General features: G+C 71.0%; 25 protein-coding genes and 1 tRNA gene. 12 read left to right on the plus strand and 14 right to left on the minus strand.

Annotated elements, in window-relative coordinates; genetic code table 11:
* The first annotated feature begins 75 nt into the window (after positions 1-75).
* Entirely contained in the window at positions 76-993 is a 918-nt protein-coding gene (locus tag M3C17_RS14990; RefSeq protein ID WP_259978717.1) for a cation diffusion facilitator family transporter, read from the plus strand.
* A 5-nt stretch (positions 994-998) separates the two neighbouring features.
* Here the strand turns inward: M3C17_RS14990 and M3C17_RS14995 are convergent, their stop codons facing one another.
* Entirely contained in the window at positions 999-1,580 is a 582-nt protein-coding gene (locus tag M3C17_RS14995; protein ID WP_259978718.1) for a MarR family winged helix-turn-helix transcriptional regulator, read from the minus strand.
* Positions 1,581-1,730: 150 nt separating this feature from the next.
* Between M3C17_RS14995 and M3C17_RS15000 the strand changes: the two genes are divergently transcribed.
* A complete protein-coding gene (locus tag M3C17_RS15000; protein WP_259978719.1) occupies positions 1,731-2,528 on the plus strand; it encodes a hypothetical protein in 798 nt (265 codons plus the stop codon).
* Positions 2,529-2,860: 332 nt separating this feature from the next.
* On the opposite strand, the gene M3C17_RS15005 is transcribed toward M3C17_RS15000, so the two are convergent.
* Positions 2,861-3,517, minus strand: coding sequence for a TetR/AcrR family transcriptional regulator (locus M3C17_RS15005; RefSeq protein WP_259978720.1), 657 nt, complete (start codon positions 3,515-3,517; stop codon positions 2,861-2,863).
* 72 nt (positions 3,518-3,589) lie between these two features.
* On the opposite strand from M3C17_RS15005, the gene M3C17_RS15010 reads away from it, so the two are divergent.
* Positions 3,590-4,498 (plus strand): S9 family peptidase, encoded by a 909-nt coding sequence (locus M3C17_RS15010; RefSeq protein WP_259978721.1) that lies wholly within the window; start codon positions 3,590-3,592, stop codon positions 4,496-4,498.
* A gap of 164 nt (positions 4,499-4,662) precedes the next feature.
* Here the strand turns inward: M3C17_RS15010 and M3C17_RS15015 are convergent, their stop codons facing one another.
* From M3C17_RS15015 to M3C17_RS15025, 3 genes are all read right to left on the minus strand, one after another.
* Positions 4,663-5,310, minus strand: coding sequence for a hypothetical protein (locus tag M3C17_RS15015; RefSeq protein ID WP_259978722.1), 648 nt, complete (start codon positions 5,308-5,310; stop codon positions 4,663-4,665).
* 1 nt (position 5,311) lies between these two features.
* On the minus strand, positions 5,312-5,917 hold the full coding sequence (dcd, locus tag M3C17_RS15020; RefSeq protein ID WP_259978723.1) for a dCTP deaminase: 606 nt from the start codon (positions 5,915-5,917) through the stop codon (positions 5,312-5,314).
* A gap of 94 nt (positions 5,918-6,011) precedes the next feature.
* Positions 6,012-7,364, minus strand: coding sequence for an MFS transporter (locus tag M3C17_RS15025; RefSeq protein WP_259978724.1), 1,353 nt, complete (start codon positions 7,362-7,364; stop codon positions 6,012-6,014).
* Between the two features lie 86 nt (positions 7,365-7,450).
* On the opposite strand from M3C17_RS15025, the gene M3C17_RS15030 reads away from it, so the two are divergent.
* The 3 genes from M3C17_RS15030 to M3C17_RS15040 all read left to right on the plus strand — a co-directional run bounded on the left by M3C17_RS15030 (position 7,451) and on the right by M3C17_RS15040 (position 9,353).
* Positions 7,451-7,834 (plus strand): helix-turn-helix domain-containing protein, encoded by a 384-nt coding sequence (locus tag M3C17_RS15030; RefSeq protein WP_259978725.1) that lies wholly within the window; start codon positions 7,451-7,453, stop codon positions 7,832-7,834.
* Positions 7,835-7,907: 73 nt separating this feature from the next.
* Positions 7,908-7,981 (plus strand) — tRNA-Gly (locus tag M3C17_RS15035).
* 157 nt (positions 7,982-8,138) lie between these two features.
* Positions 8,139-9,353, plus strand: a complete 1,215-nt coding sequence (locus M3C17_RS15040; RefSeq protein ID WP_259978726.1) for a M23 family metallopeptidase — start codon at positions 8,139-8,141, stop codon at positions 9,351-9,353.
* Positions 9,354-9,377: 24 nt separating this feature from the next.
* Here the strand turns inward: M3C17_RS15040 and M3C17_RS15045 are convergent, their stop codons facing one another.
* Positions 9,378-10,001, minus strand: coding sequence for a DUF1684 domain-containing protein (locus tag M3C17_RS15045; protein ID WP_259978727.1), 624 nt, complete (start codon positions 9,999-10,001; stop codon positions 9,378-9,380).
* Positions 9,998-10,831 (minus strand): sugar nucleotide-binding protein, encoded by an 834-nt coding sequence (locus M3C17_RS15050; RefSeq protein WP_259978728.1) that lies wholly within the window; start codon positions 10,829-10,831, stop codon positions 9,998-10,000. The genes M3C17_RS15045 and M3C17_RS15050 overlap by 4 nt, the downstream gene beginning before the upstream one ends.
* A gap of 140 nt (positions 10,832-10,971) precedes the next feature.
* On the opposite strand from M3C17_RS15050, the gene M3C17_RS15055 reads away from it, so the two are divergent.
* Complete coding sequence (locus M3C17_RS15055) at positions 10,972-11,997, plus strand: FUSC family protein (RefSeq protein ID WP_259978729.1); 1,026 nt, start codon at positions 10,972-10,974, stop codon at positions 11,995-11,997.
* A 70-nt stretch (positions 11,998-12,067) separates the two neighbouring features.
* Here M3C17_RS15055 and M3C17_RS15060 read toward each other — a convergent pair whose 3' ends face one another.
* Positions 12,068-12,718, minus strand: a complete 651-nt coding sequence (locus M3C17_RS15060) for an MIP/aquaporin family protein (RefSeq protein WP_259978730.1) — start codon at positions 12,716-12,718, stop codon at positions 12,068-12,070.
* A 226-nt stretch (positions 12,719-12,944) separates the two neighbouring features.
* Here M3C17_RS15060 and M3C17_RS15065 point away from each other — a divergent pair, with 226 nt between their 5' ends.
* The gene (locus M3C17_RS15065) at positions 12,945-14,417 is read left to right on the plus strand and encodes an APC family permease (protein WP_259978731.1); all 1,473 of its coding nucleotides are present in this window, start codon (positions 12,945-12,947) and stop codon (positions 14,415-14,417) included.
* Positions 14,414-14,626: a multidrug transporter gene (locus M3C17_RS15070; RefSeq protein ID WP_259978732.1), complete on the plus strand. Its 213-nt coding sequence runs from the start codon at positions 14,414-14,416 to the stop codon at positions 14,624-14,626. Before M3C17_RS15065 ends, M3C17_RS15070 begins: the two co-directional genes overlap by 4 nt.
* A 4-nt stretch (positions 14,627-14,630) precedes the next feature.
* Here the strand turns inward: M3C17_RS15070 and corA are convergent, their stop codons facing one another.
* Both corA and M3C17_RS15080 read right to left on the minus strand, forming a co-directional pair.
* A complete protein-coding gene (corA, locus tag M3C17_RS15075; RefSeq protein ID WP_259978733.1) occupies positions 14,631-15,647 on the minus strand; it encodes a magnesium/cobalt transporter CorA in 1,017 nt (338 codons plus the stop codon).
* Between the two features lie 25 nt (positions 15,648-15,672).
* The gene (locus M3C17_RS15080) at positions 15,673-16,953 is read right to left on the minus strand and encodes a serine hydrolase domain-containing protein (protein WP_259978734.1); all 1,281 of its coding nucleotides are present in this window, start codon (positions 16,951-16,953) and stop codon (positions 15,673-15,675) included.
* Positions 16,954-17,051: 98 nt separating this feature from the next.
* On the opposite strand from M3C17_RS15080, the gene M3C17_RS15085 reads away from it, so the two are divergent.
* Both M3C17_RS15085 and M3C17_RS15090 read left to right on the plus strand, forming a co-directional pair.
* The gene (locus M3C17_RS15085) at positions 17,052-17,366 is read left to right on the plus strand and encodes a DUF2470 domain-containing protein (protein ID WP_259978735.1); all 315 of its coding nucleotides are present in this window, start codon (positions 17,052-17,054) and stop codon (positions 17,364-17,366) included.
* A gap of 130 nt (positions 17,367-17,496) precedes the next feature.
* Positions 17,497-18,144: a heme oxygenase (biliverdin-producing) gene (locus tag M3C17_RS15090; RefSeq protein ID WP_259978736.1), complete on the plus strand. Its 648-nt coding sequence runs from the start codon at positions 17,497-17,499 to the stop codon at positions 18,142-18,144.
* Between the two features lie 25 nt (positions 18,145-18,169).
* Here the strand turns inward: M3C17_RS15090 and M3C17_RS15095 are convergent, their stop codons facing one another.
* Complete coding sequence (locus M3C17_RS15095) at positions 18,170-19,555, minus strand: ATP-dependent RecD-like DNA helicase (protein ID WP_259978740.1); 1,386 nt, start codon at positions 19,553-19,555, stop codon at positions 18,170-18,172.
* Between the two features lie 115 nt (positions 19,556-19,670).
* Here M3C17_RS15095 and M3C17_RS15100 point away from each other — a divergent pair, with 115 nt between their 5' ends.
* Positions 19,671-20,744, plus strand: coding sequence for a hypothetical protein (locus tag M3C17_RS15100; protein WP_259978737.1), 1,074 nt, complete (start codon positions 19,671-19,673; stop codon positions 20,742-20,744).
* 523 nt (positions 20,745-21,267) lie between these two features.
* Here M3C17_RS15100 and M3C17_RS15105 read toward each other — a convergent pair.
* The 3 genes from M3C17_RS15105 to M3C17_RS15115 form a co-directional block, all read right to left on the minus strand.
* Positions 21,268-23,292, minus strand: coding sequence for a bifunctional copper resistance protein CopD/cytochrome c oxidase assembly protein (locus tag M3C17_RS15105; protein WP_259978738.1), 2,025 nt, complete (start codon positions 23,290-23,292; stop codon positions 21,268-21,270).
* Positions 23,293-23,376: 84 nt separating this feature from the next.
* On the minus strand, positions 23,377-23,664 hold the full coding sequence (locus tag M3C17_RS15110; RefSeq protein ID WP_017203554.1) for an HU family DNA-binding protein: 288 nt from the start codon (positions 23,662-23,664) through the stop codon (positions 23,377-23,379).
* 480 nt (positions 23,665-24,144) lie between these two features.
* Complete coding sequence (locus tag M3C17_RS15115) at positions 24,145-24,966, minus strand: DUF559 domain-containing protein (RefSeq protein WP_396820325.1); 822 nt, start codon at positions 24,964-24,966, stop codon at positions 24,145-24,147.
* Positions 24,967-25,251 lie beyond the last annotated feature (285 nt).

Below are 25,251 nucleotides of genomic sequence, written 5' to 3' on the forward strand. Positions count from 1 at the left end.
CCCGACCCCGGTCCAGCGGGGTGGCCGGCCGAACCGGCGGCCCGACGGCCGCGGCGTGAGGAGTAGCGTGGCGGCGTGACCGTGCTGCTCGCCTTCCTCGCCAACGTGCTCGTCGCGATCGCGAAGACGGTCGCCGCCGTGATCACCTCGTCCGCGTCGATGGTCGCGGAGGCTGCGCACTCCTGGGCGGATGCGGGCAACGAGGTGTTCCTGCTGATCGCCGACCGTCGCGGCGCGAAGCAGAAGGACGCGAGGCACCCGCTCGGCTACGGCCGCAACGCGTTCGTGTGGTCGCTGATCGCGGCGTTCGGCATCTTCACGGCGGGCTCGATCGTGTCGATCATGCACGGCATCCAGGAGCTCTCCGACACCGGGCCCGTGGAGAGCCCGGTCGTCGCATACGTCGTGCTCGGGATCGCGTTCGTGCTGGAGGGCGCGTCGTTCACGCAGGCCCTGATCCGGTCGCGACGGCTGGCGCGGGAACGCGGCTCGTCGACGTGGGACTTCGTGCTGGAGACCAGTGACACCACGCTGCGGGCCGTGTTCTTCGAGGATTCGGCGGCGCTGATCGGCCTGGTGCTGGCGGGCGGCTCGATCCTGCTGCATCAGCTCACCGGCGTCGCCGCGTGGGACGCGATCGGCTCGATCCTCGTCGGCATCCTCCTGGGGGTGGTCGCGGTGATCCTGATCGGGCGGAACATCGCCTTCCTGGTCGGCGCCACCGCCGCACCGAAGCTGCGCGCCCGGGTCGGCACGGCTCTGCTGAGCATGCCCGACATCGAGCGCGTCACCTACCTGCACATCGAGTACGTCGGGCCGAATCGGCTGTTCCTGGTCGCGGAGGTCGACCTGGCGGGTGACGCGCGCGAGCACGACGTGGCTCGCCGGCTGCGCGAGGTGGAGCAGCGCATCGAGGCGCACGAGGCGGTGGAGACCGTGGTGCTGTCCCTCTCGGTCGACGATGAGCCGTCGCTGGAGTTCGCCCGGAGCTGAGAGCCTCAGACGCGCCAGTTGTCGGCAAGCTTCGTGAGCAGACGCGCGAGCTCGTCGCGCTCCTCGTCCGTGAAGGCGGCAAGGGCCTGACCGAGCAGCTGCCTGCGCTCGCCGCGCATGCCGCGGGCGATGCGGCGACCCTCGTCGGTGAGGGCGATGCGGGTGCGTCGGGCATCGTCGGGGTCGGCTTCTCGCCGCACGAACCCGGCCTGCACGCCCTGCTGCACGAGCCGCGACGCGCGGGGCTGATCGACGCCGATCGCCTGACCGAGCGCGCTGACACTAAGAGGTTCCGGCGCGGTGGCGAGCGCTTCGAGCATGCGCATCCGCGCTGGTCCCCCCAGGCGCCCGGTCGAGTCGGCGAGCCACGGCGGGGCTCCGGGGTGTCCGCGGTGATGCGCGAAGTGCTCGTGCGCGTCATCGTCCGGCGACGCGCCGTGGGGTCCGCCGTGCCAGCCGTGGGGCCCACCGCGACCGCGACCGGCGTGTTCGCGCGGGCCGGGGCGGCGCCCGCGCAACCGGGACAGCGCCTGCGCGATGGCCTCGGCGGGGTCCGGCGATGCGGAATCACGGGGTGCGGTGCTCACAGTTCGATTTTACATGCGACTTGACATGCTTTGCGAGCGCATGTCACACTACATGTACATGCCGCATGACATGCACATGCCGGACGACATGAATACAGCTCCGGCGCTCCCCCGCGACGCCACCGCGTCGCCCCACGACAGAGGATCACCATGAACACCACCACAGACACCCCCGAGAACAACGACACCCCTCAGCCCTCCCGCCCGTTCGGGTTCTGGCTCACCGCCGTCGACCGCCTGATGGCGGAGGACTTCGCCGCGGCCTTCGAGAGCGAAGGTGCGCGCCGGCGCGACTGGCGCCTGCTCAGCGCGGTCGACGGCACGGCACGGCACGACCGCCCGCTGTCTCGACGCAAGCTGCAGCACCTGATCGACCGCGGCTGGGTCACCGCTGACGGCGACGATTGGACGCTCACCGATGAGGGCCGGGCCGCCAAGGAACGCCTGAGCACGCTCGTGGACGGCATCCGCGCGAAGGTCGCCGACGCCGTCACCGCCGAGGACATGGCGACGACCCTCGCCTCCCTGGAGAGCATCGCCCGCGCGTTCGGGTGGGACGAGGAGACCCCGCTCCCGCGCAAGCGCCGTGGTCACGGACGGCGCTTCGGCCACGAGGCCGGACGTGCGGACGGGTTCGGGCACGGGCGCCGGTTCGGCCACGGACGCGAGTTCGGCCACGGGCACGGGCACGGGCGCGAGTTCGGCCACGGGCACGAGCACGGGCGCGAGTTCGACCACGGGCACGAGCACGGGCGCGAGTTCAGCCACGGCATCGGCGATGCCGACGGCGCACACGGCCGCATCGACCGTGACGGGTGCGTGCGGGGCCACGGCCCCGAGGCGCCTCGGATGCATGGACACCGCGGCCATCGCGGGGCCGCTCGGCTCGCGCAGAGGGCGTTCGAGCGCGGCTTCGACGCCGGTTTCCACCGCGGTCGCGCCGCCTGAGATCACGCGCAGACGCCCCGTCCCTGCGGATGGGGCGTCTGCGCGCATGCACCTCGGCCGCGTCCGACGGCGCCTCGGCCCCGCAGTCCGCACGAGAACGGCTGCATCGAAAACCGCCATCGCTGTGCGGTCCCGACGTTGCGCTGTCCCCACGATGCGCTGTCCCGACTCCGCAACACCCCACCTGCCACGCCGCCCGGCATCCGCGCCACCCCCGGGCACCCGCGCCCCCGGTGTCCGCACCCCCCCACCTTCCATGCACCGCGGCATTCACGCCAGCACGGTGTCCGCGGCCGATCCGTCTCCGGACCGGGCGCCGTCCCGGTCGAGCGTCAGCGGGTGTCGACGGCGAGCAGGGCGACCACGTCCTCGGGAGCCCCGGCGGCGCGGAGGCGTCCGCGCATGGCGGCGGCGGCGAGGGCGTACGGCCGCTCGTCCCCTCGCAGCAGCGAGCGCGCGTTCGCCTCTTCGTTGAGCGCGACGAGCTCGAAGGCCAGCACCTCGACGTCGTCCACGACGATCTCCCCGATGGCCTCCGCGTGTCGGAGCTGTGCACTGATGTACGCATCCCATTCGATCAGCGCCGAGCGCACCGCGTCGCGGACGGGACCGGACTTGGAGTCCACGTCGGCGGCGGTCGCGGCGAAGAAGCAGCCCCCGGTGAACACCCGATCCTTGGAGTAGTTCAGAGCGTTGCGCAGCAGCACGGCGAGCCGCCGCACGCCGCGCGGCTCGTCGCGGGCTGGCGCGACGATCCGCTCCAGGAAGATCTCCCGGGCGGCCGCGATCGTCGCCAGCTGCAGGCCCTCCTTGCTCTGGAAGAGCGTGGCGATGCTGCTCTTGCTCGACCCGGAGGCCGTCGCGAGGCGGCCGATGGTGAGGCCGTCGAGTCCTTCGACCGAGGCGAGGTCGGTCGCGCTCTCCAGCACGATGCGGCGCGACGCGTCCCCGCGGGCTCGGCGCCCGTCGATCACCGCATTCTCCGACATGCCTCTAGTATACGAACGATCGTTCGCCTAGTATACGTATGATCGTTCGTATTGTTTGGCGAAGGAGACCCCATGCCGTCCGTGCCCGTCCTGATCGCTCGCTCTGTTCCCGCCGTCGCCCGGGTGTCGCCCCGGCTCGCGGGCACGCTCGCCGCCCGCCTGTTCTTCGTCACGCAGCCGCGCATGCGCGTGCGAGAGGCCGACCGGGCGACGCACGACGACGCCCGGTGCTCCACCCTGCGCGTGCGGGGCATCGACGTCACGGCGTACGAATGGGGCCGCGGGCCGCGCACCGTCCTGCTGCTGCATGGCTGGCGCGGCCGTGCCTCGCAGTTCGCGCCGCTCGTGCGAGAGCTGGTGTCCGAGGGCTTCCGCGTGGTCTCGTTCGACGCTCCCGCACACGGCGACTCCCGCGGTCGCCGCACCGATATCCGCGACTGGGTCGCTGCCGCTGCGCAGCTGGAGGAGCAGCATGGTCCGTTCGACGCGATCATCGGCCACTCCTTCGGAGGCCTGGCCGCGCTCACTCTCGCCCGCACCGGCACACCGGTCCCCGCGATCGTGGTCATCGCAGGAGCCTCGGCACCGGCCGCGTTCCGCGCCCAGTTCGCCCGAGACCTCCGCCTCGACCCGCCGACCGTCGTGCACCTGACCGAGCGATTCCGGCGACGGCTCGACCTGGACGAGGCGAACGAAGCCGCCGTCTACGACGCGGTGGAGCATCCGATGCCCACCGACACGGCACTCCTCGTCGTGCACGACCGCGGGGATCGCCGCATGCCGGACGGCGACGCGCTGCGCCTGCACTCTGCGCACGGCCACCGCTCCCGGCTGCTGCGCACCGTCGGCCTCGGCCACACGAAGGTGCTGTCGGCCGACCCCACGCTCGACGCGGTCGTCGCTCTCGTCACGGGCGGCCTCTCCGCCGTCGACGCGCTCGGCACGACCTCTGGTCGAGAGAGCGTGCCCGTCACCACGTGAGGGGCGACGCCCCCGCGACCCGCGCGAATGCCGGCACGCGAGACCCGCGCAAGCAGCGGCACGCGAGACCCGGACGAACGGGCAGCCCGCGAGACCCCGACCGGCGACGGTACGCGAGACTCGCGCAGCAGCGGCCCGCGAGACCCCGGGCGAACCGCAGCGCGCTAGACGCGGGCGGGTAGCGGCATAAAGGCGTCGACGGCTCCCGCGAACGGCAGTCCGACCGTGTTCAGCAGGAACACCCCCACACCGACCGCCGCGAGCAGCAGCACGATCAGGAACGCGAAGATCGCGCCGGCGAGCACACGGTAAGCACCGGTGTCCGGCACCTCCGGAGCGATGGACCGCTGCGCCCAGTCATCCGCGACCGCGGCGGGCTGCTCGCCGTCGAGGATGCGCGGCGTCGGCCGCTCTCGTTCGGCGCGACGCGTGGTGGGAGCGGGCAGGACGGCACTCTCTGCCGCAGACACGCTCTCCGGCGGAGGCGTGAGCAGCCCTTCCGGGATCGGAGTCTCCGGCGGCGGTGGCGGGATCACCGCCTCGGCCGGGGGAATCACCATCTCCGGCACAGCCCGCTGATCTGAGTCCGGACGTGCTACGGCCGTCGCGCCCGCGTCACCCGGGACGGCTCCCGCACTCGCCTCACCCGGGACCGTCCCGGAGCCCGCGCCACCCGGCCGCGTGTCAGCATCGAGGTCGCTCGCCTCACCCGGCAGCGCCCCGGCGCCCGTGCCGTCCGGCAGCACGCCGTCCGGTGCATCCTCCCCCTCAGGGAAGAGGGACTGGTCCGAGCCCGCGCCGCCGCCGCTCATGTCAGCCTCCGACCGCTCCCACATCGGTCACACCGACGTCGGTGCGGTGGAAGTTGTGGAACGAGCGCGACGCGGTCGGCCCACGCTGCCCCTGGTACCGATTGCCGTAGGGACCGGAGCCATAGGGGTTCTCGGCGGGCGAGGTGAGCCGGAAGAAGCACAGCTGCCCGATCTTCATCCCCGGCCACAGCTTGATCGGCAGGGTCGCGACGTTCGCGAGCTCCAGCGTGACGTGGCCGGTGAACCCCGGGTCGATGAACCCCGCCGTCGAGTGGGTGATGAGTCCCAGGCGCCCCAGAGACGACTTGCCCTCCAGGCGCGCGGCCACGTCGTCCGGAAGCGTGACCTGCTCGAACGTCGCTCCCAGCGCGAACTCGCCGGGGTGCAGGATGAACGGCTCCTCCGGATCGACCTCGATGAGCCGCGTGAGCTCGGGCTGGTCCACCGAGGGATCGATGAACGGGTACTTGTGGTTGTCGAACAGCCGGAAGTAGCGGTCGAGGCGCACGTCGATGCTCGACGGCTGGATCATCTCCGGCTCGTGCGGTTCCAGGCCGACGCGGCCCGATGCGAGTTCTGCTCTGATGTCGCGATCGCTGAGAAGCACGGCACCAGCCTAGTCACCCGCATCCATCGGCCAACGCGTCGGTTTCCCGTCGAGCGGGGTGCGTCGCTCAGCCCGCGGCAGGACGCACCCCGACTCACGCCGTTCGCACGCGGCGCCGCATCAGGAGCGGAAGCAGCGCGGCCGCGGTCACCGCGATCCCGGCTGTGAGAACGGCCGCTACGAAGCCGCGGCTGACCACCATCGCCGCGATCGTGCCGAACACCGCGATGCCGAGACCGCCGCCGAGCGCGAAGCCGACCTCCTGCACCGCGCCCACCTGTCCCGCCTGATCCACCGTCGTCACGTCGAACAGCGTCGTCGCGGCGAGAGTTCCCGCGATGCCGAACCCGAGACCGACGAACACCAGCGGCACGGCGACGAGGTCCGGGTCGAACGCGAGCCACACCAGCCCCGCGGCCTGCAGGATCAGGGCGAGCACGGTGGCCGCGTTGGCGGAGAGCCACCGGAGCGCCACCGGAGCCACGACGCCGCCCAGCGCGATGGCCACGGCCTGCGGCAGCAGCGCGATGCCGGCCTCAGCGGCGCTCTGTCCTCGGGAGTCCTGCAGATTCAGGCTCACCAGCAGGATCGCGGCCGACGAAGCACCGCTGCTCACGACGATGCGGATGATCGCGGGGCTGAACCCGCCGACACCGAACAGCTCCATGTCGAGCAGCGGGTCGGCGAGGCGGCGCTGCCGGAGCACGAAGTAGACGAGGCTCGCCGTCGCGACCGCCGCCGCGATCGCGGCCGAAACGGGGGCGGCGAGGATCTCGTGCAGCGCGAACACGAGCGCTCCGAGAGCGATGATCGAGGAGAGGATGCTCGGCACGTCCCAGGACGGCGCCTGCGAGCTGCGGGAGTCGGGCACGAGCCAGACGGCAAGCACGCCCGCGAGGACAGCGAGCGGAACGCCGCCGAGCAGCAGCCAGCGCCATCCGGGTCCCTCGGCGAGGAGGCCACCCAGCACTGGGCCGAGCGCGCTGCCCGCCCCGAAGGTCGCCGTCCACAGGCCGTAGGCGAGCACTCGTTCCTTCGCGTGGAACTTCGCACCGATCGTGGCCACCACGCCCGCGATGACGAACGCCTCCGCGACGCCGAGCAGCGCGCGCACGACGATCAGGACCAGGCCGCTGGTTGCGAAGCCGCCGATCGCATTGAGGATGGCGAAGCCGGCGAGCCCGATCAGCACGATGGTCTTCCGTCCGAAGGCATCACCGATCCGCGCCGCGACGATGAGCGACGCGGCGAGCGAGAGCGCGTAGATGTCGACGACCCAGAGTCCCTCGGTGTCGGTGAGGGCGAGGTCGTCGCGGATCGCGGGGAGCGCCGTCGCGACACTGCTGATCGCGAGCGCGCCGATCAGGATCCCGAGCAGCAGCGGGACCATCGCGAACCAGAGACGCAGAGACGAACGAGAGGCTGTGAGAGAGGGGGTGGCGGTCACCAGCTCAGTCTGTAGAGTACCGACAGGAGCCACAAGTACCGACGTCTTCGTCACGTACTTACCTTTTGGATACTGAGGAGGCCGCCATGAGAGAGAAGACCGCGCGGATCATCACCGAATGGAGCGAGTCCTGCGACGCGGAGATCTCCATCGCCGTGCTGGGTGGGGCGTGGAAGCCGACCATCCTGAGTCTCCTCGGTGACCACGGCGTGCTGCGGTTCGGCGAGCTCGGGCGGCTGCTGCACAATCCCACCTCCCGCGTGCTCACCCGTCAGCTGCGCGAGCTCGAGGAGGACGGACTGATCATCCGCACCGTATACCGCGAGGTCCCGCCCAAGGTCGAGTACCGGCTCAGCGAACTCGGCGAGAGTGCCGCACCGCTGCTCGCCGAGCTGACCCGCTGGGGCACGCGGTATGCGGGACTGCACCGCGCGTCCGCGGCCGAGCCGGAGGCCGTCGCGGCGCACTGACCCGATCCGACCGGGCTTTGGCCATCCGCCTCTCGGCAGGTAGGCTTGCCCCACCTGCTCTTCGAGCGGGTTCGGGGCTGTAGTTCAATGGCAGAACTTCTGCTTCCCAAGCAGACAGCGCGGGTTCGATTCCCGTCAGCCCCTCCATTTGTGATCCGAGCGGTCCTCTGTGGCACCCCTGCGCGCCGTCCTCGGCGGGGAGCCGACCGCAGGGTCCGGTACACCGGTACTCCGTCGATTTGACGGACGTGCGCGCGGCGACATATGTTACGGGACGGTAACGGCCTCCCGAAGGGCCGACCCGATGAGCACATCTGCTCCCCGGAAGGAACCTGTCACGACTTCTCTGCCACCCGGGCGCGCCCGCCAGAGCGCCCCCGAAGACCCCGCCGACACCGCGATCGCTCCCCGAGCGCTGCTGCGCCGCGACCTGCGCCGGGCCGCCGCCCCGGCACCGCAGAAGACGACACGCGCGAACCGCCCCGCCACGGAGCCTTCCGCTCCGGTTACGGCGCCTGCGGCTGCGGGGCTCGCGGCGACGACCGCGCGGCGGAAGCAGCCGACCGCCGCCTCGCAGGCTTCAGCGACGCCGCCTCAGAAAGCCGAGACCACCCCCGAGGTCCAGCCGAATCCGGCTCCGCAGGCCGAGTTCACTCCCCACCCCGAGGCGAACCGCACTCCGCAGGCCGATGCCACGCCGACTCCGCCGACCGGGCCGGTCGCTCCGGAGGCCGACCACGACGCCGCCCAGGCGGCCGGCGAGCACCGCGCCGCCCGGACGCCTCGGCCGTCACGTCCCCGCCGCCAGGCACGACGGAGGCGAGCAAAGGTGAAGGCCCTCGGCGCGGTTCTCGCCGTCGGCGTGATGGTCACCGGCACGGCCCTGCCCGTCCTCTCCCCCGGGGGCGACCATGCCGTGGCCACGACAGACCTGGCGGCGTCCGCAGCACAGTCCTTCACCGCGACCGACACCATCCGCGCCCAGATCTCGGCACGAGGCGCGTTCGCGGCGACGACGCCGGAGGAGATCAAGGAGACGCACGCCCGTGCGGCGGCAGCCGCCATCGCCGCGGGAATGCCCCTCAGCAGCGCCATGGACATCCCGATCGCGGATCGCGTGGTGCTGCCGATGGCCGCGGGCTCGTACACGTACACCGACGGCTTCGGCGCCTCGCGTCCTGGCCGCTCGCACCTCGGCCAGGACTTCGCCGCCGCCGTCGGGACGCCGATCAACGCGGCCATGAAAGGCTGCGTCTCGCGCTCCACTGAGAGCTATCAGGGCTACGGCGTGACGATCCAGATCGAGAGCATCGTCGACGGTCAGGCCGTCAGCACCGTGTACTCGCACATGAAGTACGGCACGCGCGCGGTCGAGGTCGGCGACTGCGTCGAGGCCGGCCAGTACATCGGTGACGTCGGCTCGACCGGCTACGTTTTCGGGTCGTGCCTGCACTTCGAGGTGCACATCAACACGGTGCCCATCGACCCGAAGCCCTGGCTCGCGAAGAACGTGGGCTGACCGTTCGAGTCCGCGCGTCGAGGTTCACGGCCGGGGGGAGAGCTCGCCCACGGGTACCGTCACGGGCAGCACGTTCCCCGGCGGCGCGAGCGGGCACGCCCACGCCGGGTCGTAGGCGCAGGAAGGGTTGTACGCGAAGTTGAAGTCGAGCACGAGCGTGCCCCTGCTCGCGTCGGAGCCGAGGTCTGCGCCCTTCACGGTGTCGAGCACGTAGCGGCCACCGCCGTACGTCCCTCCGGGCCGCCCGGCCGACGCGTCGCGCACCGGCACGAACACGCCGCCGCCGTAGGACCGCAGCCGCCACACGTCGAGGCGCCCCGCGTCCGGAACCTCCACGACCCCGATGCGCTCGAACGGCACCACGCCGTCCGTCCCGGTGGCGAACTCGAATTCGGCGGGCTCCGCGTCGAGGAGGGGCAGCTCGAACCGCCATCGCGCGTCGTACGGCGCGACCGGCAGCCCTTCGAACAGCACCCGGGCCTCGGGCAGCAGCGGCGTCGCCGGGTGCCGCAGCATCAGCTCGTCGCGCTCGATCCGCCACAGCTCATGCGCGTCCTCCGGTGACGCGGCCGCCCGCACCGCGTCATACAGGGCGAACACGCGCCTGCGCCAGTCGGCGACCTCCAGGGCCGTCCGTGCTCCGCTCATCCGCGCCCGCTCCCCTCTGCCGCTGACCCGTCGATGAGCTGCGCGTAGCCGTCCTCGTACGTGGGGTACTCCAGCGTGCCGAGCAGGCCGTGCAGCAGCGCGCCGTCGTACACGTATCCGCTCGGAGCGCCCGCGTCGTCCGGTGGCACGGGCACGCCGATTCGTCGGGCGATGAACCCGACGACCTCACCGAGCGGCGCAGGCGCCCTGTCCACCGCATGCACGAGCGCGGGCGGCTCCGGCACCCGCAGCAGCAGGTCGAGCGTCCGCACCAGGTCGGTCTCGTGGATGCGGTTCGTGCGACGCCGGTGGGTGAGCGCGGCGCCCTCGTGCACCTTGCGCAGCAGGAACTCGCGCCCCGGACCGTAGATCCCCGCCGGGCGCACGATCACGGCGTCGAAGAGCTCGCGCGCCGCCCGCTCCCCGTCGCGCAGGCCTTCGCCGCGCGGGGTGACGGGCGCGGGTTCGTCGCGCTCAGTGCGCGGCCGGGCGTCGCCGCCGCCGTCGAACACCCCGGTCGACGACACGAACACCGTCCGGGCGGGCGGTGTCGGGAGAGCATCCGCGAGATGCGTGAGCGCGGTGCGGTACGCCCCGCCCCCCGGCCCGGGCGGCAGCGTGACCACCACGGCATCGACCGCGGGCAGCGGCTCGCGCAACGGCACGGCGAGATCGGCGGAGAGGCCGGTCACGCCATCCGGCAGTGGTCGGTCGCTCCGCCGCAGGGCGGTCACGGTGCCCCCGTCGGCGAGCAGCAGCGGCGCGAGCCGGGCCGCGAGCTTGCCGGAGCCGACCAGCAGTGTGTGGCGGGGCGGAGGGAGAGCGGTCATCGCTCCACCCTCGCACACCGTCGCGCCGCGGGCTCCGGCCTGCCCGCACATCCGAGACGGAGTGCGTGAACCGCGCCCGCCCGCCGCCGCAGGCTCGCCGCGGCGCCTCCGGCCTGCTGAGTGGGACGTAGGCTTGATCGGTGGCGGAATCGCGGGGACGGGTGTGGACGGGCGTGCTGCGCGTCGAACCCCACCGCGGTGACCATCGGGTCGCCCTGCGCGCCGCCGTCAGCGTGGCGGTGCCGCTGCTGACGCTGTGGGCGCTGGACCGGCTCGACCTCAGCATCTACGCGAGCTTCGGCGCGTTCGCCGCACTCTACGGGCGGCACGACGCCTTCCGCGACCGCATCCGGATGCAGGCCGGGGCTGGCGGCGTGCTCCTCCTGGCGATGCTCGTTGGCACCGCGCTCTCGGTGCTCGCTGCTCCGCCCGTGCTCGGCATCCTCGTCGTCGCGGTGGTCGCGGCGGGCGTCACGCTGCTCGCCTACGTCCTGCACTGGCACCCGCCGGGGCCCCTCTTCACGGTGTTCGCGACCGGGGCCTGCGCGACCATCCCCGCCACGACCGCGTCGTTCGGCGACGTGCTGCTCGTGGGGGGAGCGAGTGTCCTGTTCGGCCTGGCGCTCACGGCGCTGGTCGCCGTCGTCACGCGCACCACCGCGGAGGGGGCACCGAGGACTCGCCCCGCGGTGGGCTCGACCGCGGTCGAGATGGCACTGTCGGTCGCGGTCGCGATCGTCGGCGCCGGCGTCGCCGGGCTGCTGCTCGGCGGCACCCACTGGTACTGGGCGGCCGTCGGCGCGGTCGCGGCCGTGAGCGGCGCACAGCTCAACGCCCGGATCATCCGCGGGATCCAGCGCCTCGTCGGCACCCTGCTCGGCGTCCTCGTCGCCGCCGGCGTCCTGGCACTCGATCTGCCACCGCTCGCGGTGATCGCGCTGGTGGTGCTGCTGCAGGGCGCCGCCGAGCTCTTCATCGGCCGCAACTACGGCATCGCCATGGTGTTCGTGACGCCGCTCGCCCTGCTGATGGTGCACCTCGCCGCCCCCACACCCGTGAGCGCGCTGCTGACCGACCGCGTGCTGGAGACGCTCGTGGGCGTCGCCGTCGGCACCGTCGTCGCCGTGGCCTCAGCCGCCCTTCGCCGCCGCCTCGCCCGACGCTGACCAGCGCCGCCGCTCCCGCAACGCAGAGGCGCCGCACCCCCGTGGGAATGCGGCGCCTCGGCATGCACGATCACTCGGCGGCGGCGACCTTCTTCGCGTCGTCCGTGTTGAGCACGCGGAACAGCACGGCGGCGATCACGGCACCGACCGCGGGTGCCACGATGTAGAGCCACAGCGAGCTCCACGCGAAGTGCCCGCTCACCGAGAGGCCGAGTGCGACGGCCGGGTTGAAGCCGCCGCCGGAGATCGAGCCGACCGTCGCGGCGCCGACGAACACCGTGGCGCCGATCGCGAGACCGTAGAACGAGTTGCCCGCGGTGTCCTTCGACGTGGCGGAGTTCAGCACCACCCAGACCAGGATGAGCGTGAACAGCGCCTCGACGAGGAAGGCCGGGCCCACCTCGATGACCATGGCCTTCTCGCCGGCGGGCCAGACGGCGAGGGAGACCAGTGCGGCCGCCGCACCACCGACGAACTGGGCGATGAGGTAGGCGACGAAGTCGGCGACGCTGAGGCCGCCGCGCAGGAAGACGCCGACCGAGACGGCCGGGTTGAGGTGCGCGCCGGAGATGTGGCCCGTGGCGTACACGAGGACCATCAGGGTGAAGCCGATCGCGAGAGGCGTCAGCGGACTGCCGCTGTTGACGGCGGCGATGATCGCCAGGACGAAGAGGAAGGTGGCGAACGCCTCGGCGAGCGCCTTCCGTGGTGTACCGGTCATGAGTGTGCCCTTTTCTTGGATTCCTGAGGCGGCCACCCCGTCCTCGACGCTTCTGCGGCCGACGATCCACCTCGCGGCACCGAGGATAGCGGTGGGCGTACCGCACGTCACGCATTTCGGCGGCGAGGCTGTGAGAACCCTGAGTGCGACCTTTCGTTCTTGTGCATGCGCCCGGATGGTGTCAAGCCCGTCGCGGCCGCGCCTCGACCGCCCCTAGCCTGCCGGGATGACCTCCCAGACCGCGCCTCGCACCGAGGCGCCCACCCGGCTGCGGCGCGCCATCACCGGCCCGCTCCTGTTCGCGTTCATCCTCGGCGACGTCCTCGGCGCCGGCATCTACGCGCTCATGGGCGTGCTGTCCGAGAAGGTGGGCGGGCTGCTCTGGGCACCACTGGTGCTGGCCCTGCTGCTGGCTCTGCTGACCGCCGGCTCCTACGCCGAACTCGTCACGAAGTACCCGCGAGCGGGTGGCGCGGCGGTCTTCGCCGAGCGCGCTTTCCGCAGCCCGCTGGTGTCCTTCCTCGTCGGCTTCAGCATGCTGGCCGCGGGTGTCACCAGCGCCGCCGGGCTGGCGATCGCCTTCGCCGGCGACTATTTCAGCACCTTCGTCGACCTGCCGACCATCCCCGTCGCCATCGCGTTCCTCGCGCTCGTGGGCCTGCTGAACGCGCGCGGAATCCGCGAGTCGATGGGCGCGAACCTCGTGATGACCGCGATCGAGCTCAGCGGGCTCGTCATCGTGATCGTGGTGGTCGCGATGTTCCTGGGCGGCGGTGGCGGCGATCTGTCCCGCGCCACGCAGGCACCGGAGGGCGCGAACGTGGCCCTCGCAGTGCTCTCGGGAGCCGTCATCGCGTACTACTCCTTCGTGGGCTTCGAGACCTCTGCGAACATGATCGAGGAGGTCAAGGACCCGCGGCGCACCTACCCCCGCGCCCTGTTCGCCGCCCTCATCACCGCCGGCGTCGTCTACGTGCTCGTCGGTCTCGCCAGCGCGGTGGCCCTCCCCGCATCCGAGCTGCAGGAGTCCAGCGGTCCGCTGCTCGCCGTGGTCGAGGCCACCGGCGTGAGCGTGCCCTCCTGGCTGTTCAGCCTGATCGCGCTCATCGCGGTCGCCAACGGCGCCCTGCTCACGATGATCATGGTCAGCCGCCTCACCTACGGCATGGCCGAGCAGGGGTTGCTGCCGTCAGCGCTCGGCCGCGTCCTGCCGAAGCGGAGGACGCCGTGGGTCGCCATCCTGACCACGACGCTCGTGGCGATGGGCCTCACGCTGGTGGGCGACCTCGCGACACTCGCCGAGACCGTGGTGCTGCTGCTGCTCGTGGTGTTCCTCAGTGTGAACGTCTCCGTGCTGGTGCTGCGGCGCGACCACGTGGAGCAGGACCACTTCCGCGTCTGGACCTTCGTGCCGGTGCTGGGCATCGGCTCGTGCATCCTGCTGCTCACGCAGCAGCGACCCCAGGTGTGGCTCTTCGGTGCGATCCTGCTCGCGGTCGGCGGCGTGCTCTACGCCATCGCCCGCTGGAGCCGCTCGCGCACGGCCGCCCGGAACGATCGACACGACCGCGACGGCAACGCCGGCCACGGGCACACCACCGGCCGCGACAACTCCGTCGACGGCAACGCCGACCACACCACCGACAACGACGGCAACGTCGACCGCACCACCGACAACGAGAGAGGACACCGGCCATGAGCACACCCGACCGCTCCGAGCACGACGAGGACTTCGAGAAGAACCGGCGGGATCAGCTGACCTCGGCCCCGGAGGCGACGGAGGCGGATGCCGCCCCGCGCATCGACGTGTCGGAGCACGACGGCACCACCCGCGTCGACATCCGGGACGACGCGGAGGTGCGCCCAGGACCAGGCCCCGGCATGCCCGAGGCCGACGGCGCCGCGTGAGGCGCTAGAGCCAGTCCTTGCGCTTGAACACGGCGTAGAGACCGAAGCCCATCGCCACCATGAGCGCAAGCGCCATCGGATACCCGAGCACCCAGTGCAGCTCGGGCATGTGGTCGAAGTTCATGCCGTAGATGGTGCCCACCAGCGTCGGGGCGAAGAGGATCGCGGCCCAGCCGGAGATCTTCTTCACCTCGTCGTTCTGGCGGATGCTCAGTTCGGTCATCCGGCGCATCTCATCGTTCTGCCGCCGGGCGACGATGGTCGACTCGACCGTGAGCGCGTTGTCGAGCACGGCGCGGAACGTGGTGGCGCGGTCGCTGACGCGCAGCGTGTGGTCGAGCACGTCCCGCAGGTAGCGCTGCAGCTCCTCGCTGACCCGGTACTTGTCCGAGCCGCGCAGCAGCCCCTCCAGCATGCCCGCGAGCGGCTGCGTCGCCCGCTGGAAGTCGATCACCTCGCGGCCGAGGTCGTAGATGCGCTGGGTCGCGTCGCTGTTCTCCTCGAACAGCTGGCTCTCGATCTCGTCGATGTCGTTCTCGAGCCCGGTCAGCACCGGCACGTACTCGTCGACCACCTCGTCGAGGATCGCGTACAGCACCGCCTCCGGCCCGTGCGCGAGCAGCGCCGGGTCGCCTTCGAGCCGCCGTCGCACGCGGGCAAGGTCCGGCGACTCGGCGTGCCGGATGGTCACCACGAAGTCGGGTCCGACGAGCACATGCACCTCCCCGAACTCCACCTCCTCGCGCTCGTCGAGGTAGCGCGCGGGGCGCAGCACCATGAACAGCACATCGCCGTACCGCTCCAGCTTCGCGCGCTGATGACCCGAGAGCGCATCCTCCACGACGAGCTCGTGGATGCCGAACTCGTCGGCGACGGCCCGGACCTCCTCGGCACTCGGCCGATACAGCCCGATCCACCCCATGCCGCGGCGCTCGCGGATGCGCTCGAACGTCTCGCTCAGGCTCGCCGGATTCTCCGTGCGGACGCCGTCCACGTAGATCGCGTTGTCGACGATCGCCATCGCGACCCCCCTTGCTGTGCCGTGCTCACTCCGCGGGCGGGGCGCACACGAGCGCCGCGTCCGTGGTGGCCTGGTGGTACTGCTCGGCGGTGAACGGCAGACCGAACTCGGGGGCGGTCTCACCGGAGGCCGCCGGCGCCTTGGATGCGATCGCGGCGAGCTCCCACGACAGCTGCTGGGCGAAGCGACCGCCCGCCGTGGAGTCGTTGAGCACCACCGCGACCGTGAACCCGGTGGCGGGGTCGGAGTATGCGGCCGTGGAGTATCCGGGCGTCCAGCCGTGCTGCCCGATGAGCGAGCCGACGAGATAGGCGCCTCCGGTCGCCTGGAACCAGGACGGCGCGGTGTCGGCGACGGGCAGCGGAGAGCCGAAACGTGCCGGCTCCTCCTTCGTGCGCAGCGCCTGGGCGGCCTCGGCCTGCGCGTACCGCCCCAGATCGGTGATGGTCGACACCACGCCCGAGTCGGTGAAGCCGGAGGTGGACGAGAGCGTGGTGATGTCCACGGGGGCGGCGCAGTCGAAGCCGCCTTCCACGGGCGGGAGGTAGTGGCCGTTCATCGCCGGCGCCGTGGCGGGCGGTGCCGCCGGAGCCGTGGGCAGCTCGGTCTCCGCGAGGCCGAGGGGCTCCGTCACGTACTCGGCGATGAGCTCCCGTGCCGTCATGCCCGTCGCCCGCTCGAGCGCGAGCCCGAGCAGCAGGTAGCCGGCGTCGGAGTCCTGGAACGTGGTGTGCGGGGCCACGGGAGGACGCCCGAGGCCGTAGCCCGCCAGTTCGAGCGGCGCCCACACGCGCTCGGGCGTGTTCATCCACGCCGCCTTCACGGTGGGCTCGGAGGAGCCGGCGCCGCTCGTGCCGTTGCAGAGGTCGAGCAGCGTCACGTCTGCCATGTCCGCGACGCCGGACACGTACTCCGGCACCTTGGCGTCGAGCTTCACGGTGCCCTCGTCGGCGAGCGCGTACAGCACGTCGCAGGTCATCAGCCGCGTGACGTCGGCGATGCGGAACGACATGTCGGTCGACACCTCCGCACCGCCCGCCTTGTCCTGCGTGCCCGACGCGGCGACCCAGCTGCCGCTCCAGGGCACCCAGACGCCCACGATCGCACCGCTCGCGCCGGAGGCTGCGAGGGCGTTGTCGACCGCGCCCTGCATCGAGGCGACCATGTCGTCCGGCAGCGCGCCGTCGGCCTGGGCGGGCGGCGTATAGCTGAAGGAGTCCTCCGACGAGCAGCCGGTGAGGACGAGGCCGAGCACGACGGCCGAGGCCGCTGCGGCGCGCCACCGGCGCGACGAGAGAAGCTGCATGTGTGGGAACCCCCGAAGACGTGTCTCCCGAGTCTAGAACGCGGATGCTGAGATTCCGCCCGCGCGACGCCCGGGAGCGCGGCCCCTAGGGTGTGTCTGTGCCCCATCTCTTCGATCCCGCCGTGGTCTCCGCCGTCCTCCGCCACATGAACGGCGACCACACCGACGACAACCTGCTCATCGCCCGCGCCTTCTCGGAGCCCTCGGCCGCGGAGCCATCCGGCGCCGTGATGACGGGCTTCGACGGCGAAGTCGGAGTGTGGGAGGTCACCCGCGACGGTGCGACGAGCGAGCTGCGCGTGCCGTGGCCCGGCGGTCCGATCAGCGAGCGCCCCGAGGTGCGGCGCGAGGTCGTCGCGCTCTACGACGCCGCGTGCGCCCGGCTCGGCGTCGAGCCGCGCCCGCACGACTGAGCCCCGCCCGCATGACTGAGCCCGCCCGCACGACTGAGCCCGCCCGCATGACTGAGCCCGCCCGCATGACTGAGCCAGCCCGCATCTCTCGGGCTTCCGTCGAAGGTTAGGCTGCCCTTACACTGAAGCCATGCCCGAGCTCCTCTCCTTCTCCGCCGCCCTCCGCGAGCGCTCCTCCGGGTCGCACTCCCGCAGCGAGACGGCGGGCTTCATGTCCGACCTGCTCAAGGGCGAGGGCTCCCGGGAGGACTACATCGCGCTCGTGGCGCAGCACTACTTCATCTACGAGGCGCTGGAGGGCGCGGCCGACCGCATGCGCCACGACGCGGTCGCCTCGGTGTTCCTCAGCGACAAGCTCACCCGGCTCCCCGCGCTCGAGGCCGACCTCGCGTTCCTGCTCGGCCCCGACTGGCGGCAGCTCATCGCCCCGCTGCCCACCACGCAGCGCTACGTCGAGCGCATCCGCCAGGTCGGCGCCACATGGGCCGGCGGTTTCGTCGCCCATCACTACACCCGCTACCTCGGCGACCTGTCCGGCGGCCTCTTCATCGGCCGCATCATGGCGCGGCGCTTCGGCTTCGAGACCAACGGCATCGGCTTCTACCTGTTCGACGACATCGCCGACCCCTCCGCGTTCAAGGACGTGTACCGCGAGCAGCTCGACGCGGCACCCTGGGACGACGCGGAGCGCGAGCGGGTGATCGACGAGGTGCTGCTCGCCTACCGCTTCAACACCGAGCTCTTCGAAGACCTCGACCGGGCCCGCGCCGCCGCCTGACCCGCCCGCACGGAGCCGCGCCGCCTCAGACCTTCGGCAGCTCCGGGGTCGACGCCGCGAGCCACGCATCGCGCATGAACCGCCGCACGTCCTCGTCGACGCGGATGTCACTGGGCCGCAGCGGCCGCGAGAGGTACAGCCCGTCCAGCGAGGTCAGCCGGCTCAGCGCCACGTAGGTCTGGCCGGGGGCGAAGGCGCCCGACCCCAGGTCGATGACGGCCCGGTCGTACGTCTTGCCCTGCGACTTGTGGATCGTCACGGCCCACGCGAGCCGCAGCGGGAACTGGGTGAACTCGGCCACGACATCGCGAGAGAGCTTCTTCGTGTTCGGGTCGTAAGCGTAGCGGAACCGTTCCCAGACCGCGGGCTCGACCTCGACCTCCTCCCCGTCGATCTCGACGCGGACGGCACCCCCGAGGATGCGGGTCACGGTGCCGATCGTGCCGTTCACCCAGCGCGGCGGCTCGCCCGACATGGCCGTGTCGTTGCGGAGGAACATGACCTGCGCGCCGACCTTGAGCTTGAGCTCGGACTCTGCAGGAAGCGAGGCCTCGCCACGGCCGAAGTCACCGCTCACCTCGGCGCGTGCGGTCTGCTCCTTGCCGGGCAGAGCTGCGAGATGCCGACTGTTGATGCCGTTGACGATGTCGTTGCGCGTGGCGAGGGTGATCATCGGGACCTCGCCCGGCTCCGGGTCGGGAGGCGTGCGCGCTCCCTGCGCGTTGAGCACGCCCGCGATCTCCGCGGTCACCCGCCCATAGCGCACCGCGTTGAGCATGGACTTGAACCCGTCGTCGGACTGGCGGTGGATCTGCACGAGCTCGCGCACATGCAGCTCGGCCTTCGTGTCGACCTGGAACAGTCCCTCCTGGTCCGAGAGCCCGGTACCGCCCGACCAGACCTTCGCGTCGAAGAACCAGAACGAGCGGTAGTGGTCCTTCACATACCGGGCCTCGTCCCCGCGCGGCGGCACCGGAGCCAGCTGATACGGATCGCCGAACATCACCACCTGCACGCCGCCGAACGGCTCCCCGCGACGCCCCCTGGCCTGGCGGAGCGAGCGATCGATCGCATCCATCAGGTCGGCGTTCACCATGGAGATCTCGTCGATCACGAGCGTCTCGATGGCATTGAGGATGCGGCGCGTGGCATCGTTCTGATCGATGTCGGCATCGCCGATGAGCCCGATCGGCAGCCGGAACAGGGAGTGGATGGTCTGCCCCTCCACGTTGAGCGCCGCGACGCCGGTGGGGGCACAGATGGCGATCTGCTTCTTCGTGTTCCACGCGAAGTGCTGCAGGAGCGTCGACTTGCCCGTCCCGGCGCGACCCGTGATGAAGACGTGCTCCCCGGTGTCCTCGATGAGCCGGAACAGCTCCTGCTGCTCCTCGGACAGGGCGGGAAGGGACACGGTGCTCACAGGGCTGTGGAGGCGGACGGGGATGCCCACCCATGCTACGTCGCGCGGCGGCACGGCGGCCGCCGACGCTCGGCGTCCCCCCAGGACTCCCTCTTAGACTGACGCCATGGAGCGGGCCGGGGTCAGCGCGCCCCGGCGCGCACGCCTGGGGGTCGATCTGACGATCCTCGCGATCATCGGCGTACTGCTCTTCGCAGCCATCGGCGCCGGCGGCGTCACGCTCTACCAGCAGTTCTACGGCCCCTCGGCCTTCGTCGTGCGATACCTGGATCTGCTCGCGGCCGGACGTGCTGCGGACGCCCTCCGGGTGCCCGGTGTCGCGATCGACAGGGAGACGCTCGACAAGGCGGGCATCGACCCCACCGCCTCCGAGGCGATGCTGCGCCGCTCGGCCCTCGCCCCGCTCACCGATATCGAGGTCGAGTCGGAGAAGCATGTCGAGGACGGCACCGCCGTGACCGTCAGCTACACCGCGAGCGGCCACCCCGGCATCACGACGTTCGTCGTGGAGCAGGACGGCTGGGCGGGGGTCACGCCGAACTGGCGCTTCACCACGAGTCCGCTCGCCGTCATCGACCTGACGGTGCGGGGCTCCGACCGCTTCGCGGTGAACGGCTTCGAGGTGGACCGGCGTCAGGTGTCGGCCGCGGGCCTCGAGGCGCAGCCCCTCGACCGCCTGCCGCTTCTCGTGTTCACCCCCGGGCTCTACTCCGTCACGGTGGACACCGCGATCTCGCAGTCGTCCGGTCAGGGCGTGCTCGCCGACAAGCCGCTGGCGATCACCCCGCTCGACGTGCAGACAGAGCCGACGCCGCAGTTCGTCGAGGTGGTGCAGGAGCGCGTCGAGCAGTTCCTCACGGACTGCACGGCGCAGCAGGTGCTGCAGCCGACCGCGTGCCCGTTCGGCCTCCGGGTCACGAACCGCATCGCGGAGCCGCCCACCTGGTCCATCGCCGTGCAGCCGCAGATCACGGTCGTTCCCGCGGAGGACGGCCACTGGCAGATCCCGCCGACCGACGCGGTCGCCCACGTCGACGTCGAGATCCAGTCGCTGTTCGACGGCAGGGTCCAGCCCGTGTCCGAGGACGTGCCGTTCCGGCTCAACGGGACGATCGCGATCCTCCCCGACGGCTCCGCCTCCATCCGAGTCGGCTCCCCGGACGATCCCCCGGAGGAGTGAGCAGCGCCTCGCCGTCGCGCCCCCCACTGCTCGACCCGCTTGGTGCCGCTGTCACCCCCGCAGTCCCGCCAGTGATCCCGCACGCGATGAAGGAGAACTCACGAACGGAAGGACCCGAGCCCCGCTACCGTCCTTCAGGTCGTGAGATCTCCTTCGCGGCGGCAGCGACCCCCGGGCGAACCGATGCCCGCCCCGCAGACGGAGAACCCAAGCCGTCCCGCAGGCACTCCCGCACGCGATGAAGGAGAACTCACGAACGGAAGGACCCGAATCCCGCTACCGTCCTTCAGGTCGTGAGATCTCCTTCGCGCCGGCAACGACCCCGGGCGAACCGATGCCCGCGCCGCAGACGGAGAACCCAAGCCGTCGCGCAGGCACTCCCGCACGCGATGAAGGAGAACTCACGAACGGAAGGACCCGAGCCCCGCTACCGTCCTTCAGGTCGTGAGATCTCCTTCGCGGCGGCAGCGGACTGCGCGGACCCCGCGAACCGCCGTCGCGCAGGGAGCGGAGGAGCCCGCGGTCAGCGGCCCTGGCGCTGCGCTTCGCGCTCGGCGGCGCGCTGATCCCGGGCAGCGAGGTCGGCGAGCCGGGCGTTGTACTCCTCCAGCTCGGCGTCGCCCGTGCGGTCGGCATGCCGGTCGCGACGCTTCTGCAGCTTCGTGTCGCTGCGGCTCCACTGGATCGCGACCGTGATCGCGAGGATCAGGGTCGGGATCTCCCCGATCGACCAGGCGATGCCGCCGCCCACGTACTGGTCGGTCATCGGATCGGCGCCCCAGTCGCGGCCCATCGCGCCGAACCAGTCGGCGACCATCAGCCCCTCCTGCATCATGATCGCCATGCCGAAGAACGCGTGCATCGCCATGACCGCGATCAGCGTGATCAGGCGACCGGGATACGGCAGGCGATACGGCACCGGGTCGGCACCGATCAGGCTCATCACGAACAGATAGCCCGACAGCAGGAAGTGGATGACCATCCACTCGTGCCCGAGGTGCTCGTACATCGACCAGCGCACCAGGTCGGTGAAGTAGAACGCCCAGAGGGAGAGGATGAAGATCGCGGCCGCCACGATGGGGTGCGTGATGACGCGGGCGTACGGCGAGTGCACCGCCCACATGATCCACTCCCTGCCGCCGCGGGTGCCGTCGTCGCGCTTGTGGATCGCGCGGAGCGCCAGGGTGATCGGCGCCCCGGAGACCAAGAGCAGCGGGATCGCCATGGACAGCATCATGTGCCCGAGCATGTGCACGCTGAACAGGTACTCCTGATACGCGTTGATCGGGCCGCCGGTGACCCAGACCAGCATGAGCATGCCCAGCACCCAGAACACCGTGCGGTGGATCGGCCAGCGGTCGCCGCGCAGTCGCAGCCGGCGCACACCCGCCAGGTACAGGAACAGGCCGAAGCCCGCCGCCACCAGCCACAGCACGTCGATGTCCCACGCGGTGAACCACCGCTCGAGCGTGAGTTCGGGCGGAAGAAGGGATCCGGTGAGGATCTGCGCCGGGGTCTGCGCGAACGCCGCGGTCTCGCCCGTGGGCGGTGGCGTGCGCGCCAGCGCGGCGGCCGCACCGGAGGCCAGCCCCATCAGCGCGACCTCTCCGAGGACGAGCAGCCAGAACCACCGCGACGCCCCGGCGCCGTCGAGCTTCGGGATGAGGCGGGTGCGGTACCAGGCGCCGAGCAGACCCATGCCCACGAGCAGCACGGCCTTGACGATCACGATCGTGCCGTACGGCGTGGTCCACAGGGCATCCCACGCGCCCACCGCGACGATCGAACGCGTGAAGCCCGAGAGGGCCACCACCGCGAACGCCGCGATCGCGAGCGAGGAGTACCGCGACACGAGCGCACGGATGTCGAGCCCCTGCTGTCCGCGCAGCAGCACGAGCAGCAGCAGCCCGCCCAGCCACACGGCGGCGCCGATCGTGTGCAGCAGGATCGAGTTGACGGCCATGTTGTGCCCGTCGAGGTCGCCCGCATGGCCCTGCGTGGCGAGCGGGAGGAACGACGCGGCAGCGAGCATGGCGGTGAGCAGCGTCGGCGTCCAGGAGCGCCACGCGAACGCGAGGACGGTGATGACGGCGCCGAAGATCGTGGTGATGAGCCAGGACTGACCGAGCGGCAGTTCGAGGAGGAAGCGCCCCAGCTGCGAGCCGAACTCCCGCTCGATGCTGAGCTTCGGGTTGAACGCCGACATGAACGCGAAGAACCCGGCCAGCCCCGCGGACACCGTGAACACGGCGGCGCCGATCGAGGCGATGTTCAGGGCGGTGTCGAACGGCCTCTCCCCGGCGCGGAGGCCGAACAGCGCGAGCACGAGCGAGCCCAGCATGACCGCACCGGCCAGGTTCATCACGAGCTTCGCGATGGGCGTGCCCCAGAGGACGACGGGGCCAGGATCCTGCAGCAGGGGCGGCTTCGCGCCTCCGCCGACGAGCAGCGCCCACGTCAGGGCCACGAGCGCGGCGGCCACCAGGATCACGATGCCGGCCAGACGATACGCCGACGTCGCGCTCGGCGTCTCGGTGCGGGAACTCACCCCTCCAGCCTAGGCGCGCCGGACCGTGAGAAAGCACGAAGGCCGCCCCGCACGAGCGGGAGCGGCCTTCGAACGGGTGCGGTCTTACTTGACGGCAGCCTTGAGCTTGGAGCCGGCGGTCACCTTGACGCGCTTGCCGGCCGGGATCTTGATCTCGGCGCCGGTCTGGGGGTTGCGACCCGTGCGGGCGGCCGTGTCGACCTGCTCGAACGAGATCCAGCCGGGGATCGAGACCTTGCTGCCCTTGGCGACAGCGTCGGAGACCGTGGCGAACAGCGAGTCGAGGACACCGGAGACGGTGGCCTGGCTCTGGCCGGTGGCAGAGGCGATGCTCGCGACGAGCTCGGTCTTGGTGATGGACTTGTCAGCCATGTCATCCTCCAGCGACGAAGGACCGTCGCATCGTTGTGGTGCGAGAGGCGGGTGCCTCCCGTTGGTCGAGTGACCGCCTTGAATGTACCAACCGCGGCCCGGATTTCCGCGTCATTTCGCGGGTTTTGGGCAATTGACCGGCGTGTCGCGCCACTTTGGTCCCATGCGTCACAGTTTTGGACCCTCGCCCGCCTCCCCGGCCGCACTCCCTGACCCCGTGCGCACCCGCCTTTCCCGCGGAATGAAGGGGATCCTCCGGGCGGTATGGGCGGACTTCCACGGAGGGAAGGAACATTCGTCGCGATATGAATGGGCATCTTCCGCACGGCATGAATAGGTTGTCTCCCGCACGGCATGAAGGAGACCTCACGAATCGAAGGAGAAGTTGGCCCCACATCTCCTTCGAGTCGGGAGATCTCCTTCGACTCGGGAGAACTCCTTCGACTCGCGAGAACTTTTTCGACTCGGGAGGTCTCTTTCTCAGGCACGGTGCTTGCCCTGCGCGATCGACTGCATGATCACGTCCTGCACGTCGTGCCACCGGGACATGATCTGCACGTAGCTGAAGCGCAGCACGTGGTACCCGCGCAGCATCAGCGCAGCGTCATGAGCGTTGTCCGCGTCGCGCTGCGCTCCCACGTGCGTCGCACCGTCGAGCTGGATCACCAGCCGCTCCCCGACGAGGACATCGACCCGACGATCAGCCACCCAGGCTTGTGGAAGCAGGCGGATCCCCATCCACTTCAACCGGTGCACGACGATCGTCTCCAGCCCGGAATCGGCGAACGGACACGCCTGCTCGCGCAGCGCCCTGGCGGCGGGATGAAGGTCGAGCCGCCGCAGCGTCTCGAGGTCGATGAGCCCCGTGTTGAGGGCCGACTCCCAGATCACCAGGGCCGTTTTCGCGGGCTGACACTGTGCGACCACGGCCAGCGTGTTGATCACGCCGTCCACCGCCGCATCGGGGTCTCGGGGCACGATCGGCCTGGACCAGTGCACCACGACGTGCGACGGGGCTGCGACACGAGCCGCGTTCGGCTTGGCGACGACATGCAGGGATTTCTCCGGCACCCAGAGCCCGAGCCGCTCGGCCGCCGTCACGCAGCCGAGGATGACCCCGCGGGCGATGGCTCCGACGACCTGCTGGTCCGCATCGGGGAGGGCCACCCAGCCATGGCGCGGGGTGGCGATCTCCCCTCGCTCCTTCGATCGCCTCAGCGCGTGCGCGCTGACCCCGGATGCTCGCAGAGTGCTCACGCGCGCGACCCCGCCTCGGCGGCTCAACTCCTCGATCGCATCCATCCGTCGATCGTCGTCGACGCGGCCCCGGTGCCTCACCGCGGACGACGGGAATCAGGGACAACCTCATGCCGGCGCGCATGGGGGAGGACGAGTCGGTTCCTCGTGTCAGCGCACCAGGACGCCGCCCTCGGACCTCACGCCGAGCACGCACAGCATGAAGGAGAACTCGCGAATCGAAGGCCTCCAGCCCGAGTGGAGTCCTTCATTCCGAGAGAAGTCCTTCGCACAGGCGGAGGCGCAGGCGGAGGCGGAGGCGGAGGCGGAGAAGGCGCGGGCGGAGGCGGC

This window comes from Microbacterium sp. p3-SID336 (assembly GCF_025143365.1).
In the GTDB taxonomy this organism is placed as follows: Bacteria; Actinomycetota; Actinomycetes; order Actinomycetales; family Microbacteriaceae; genus Microbacterium.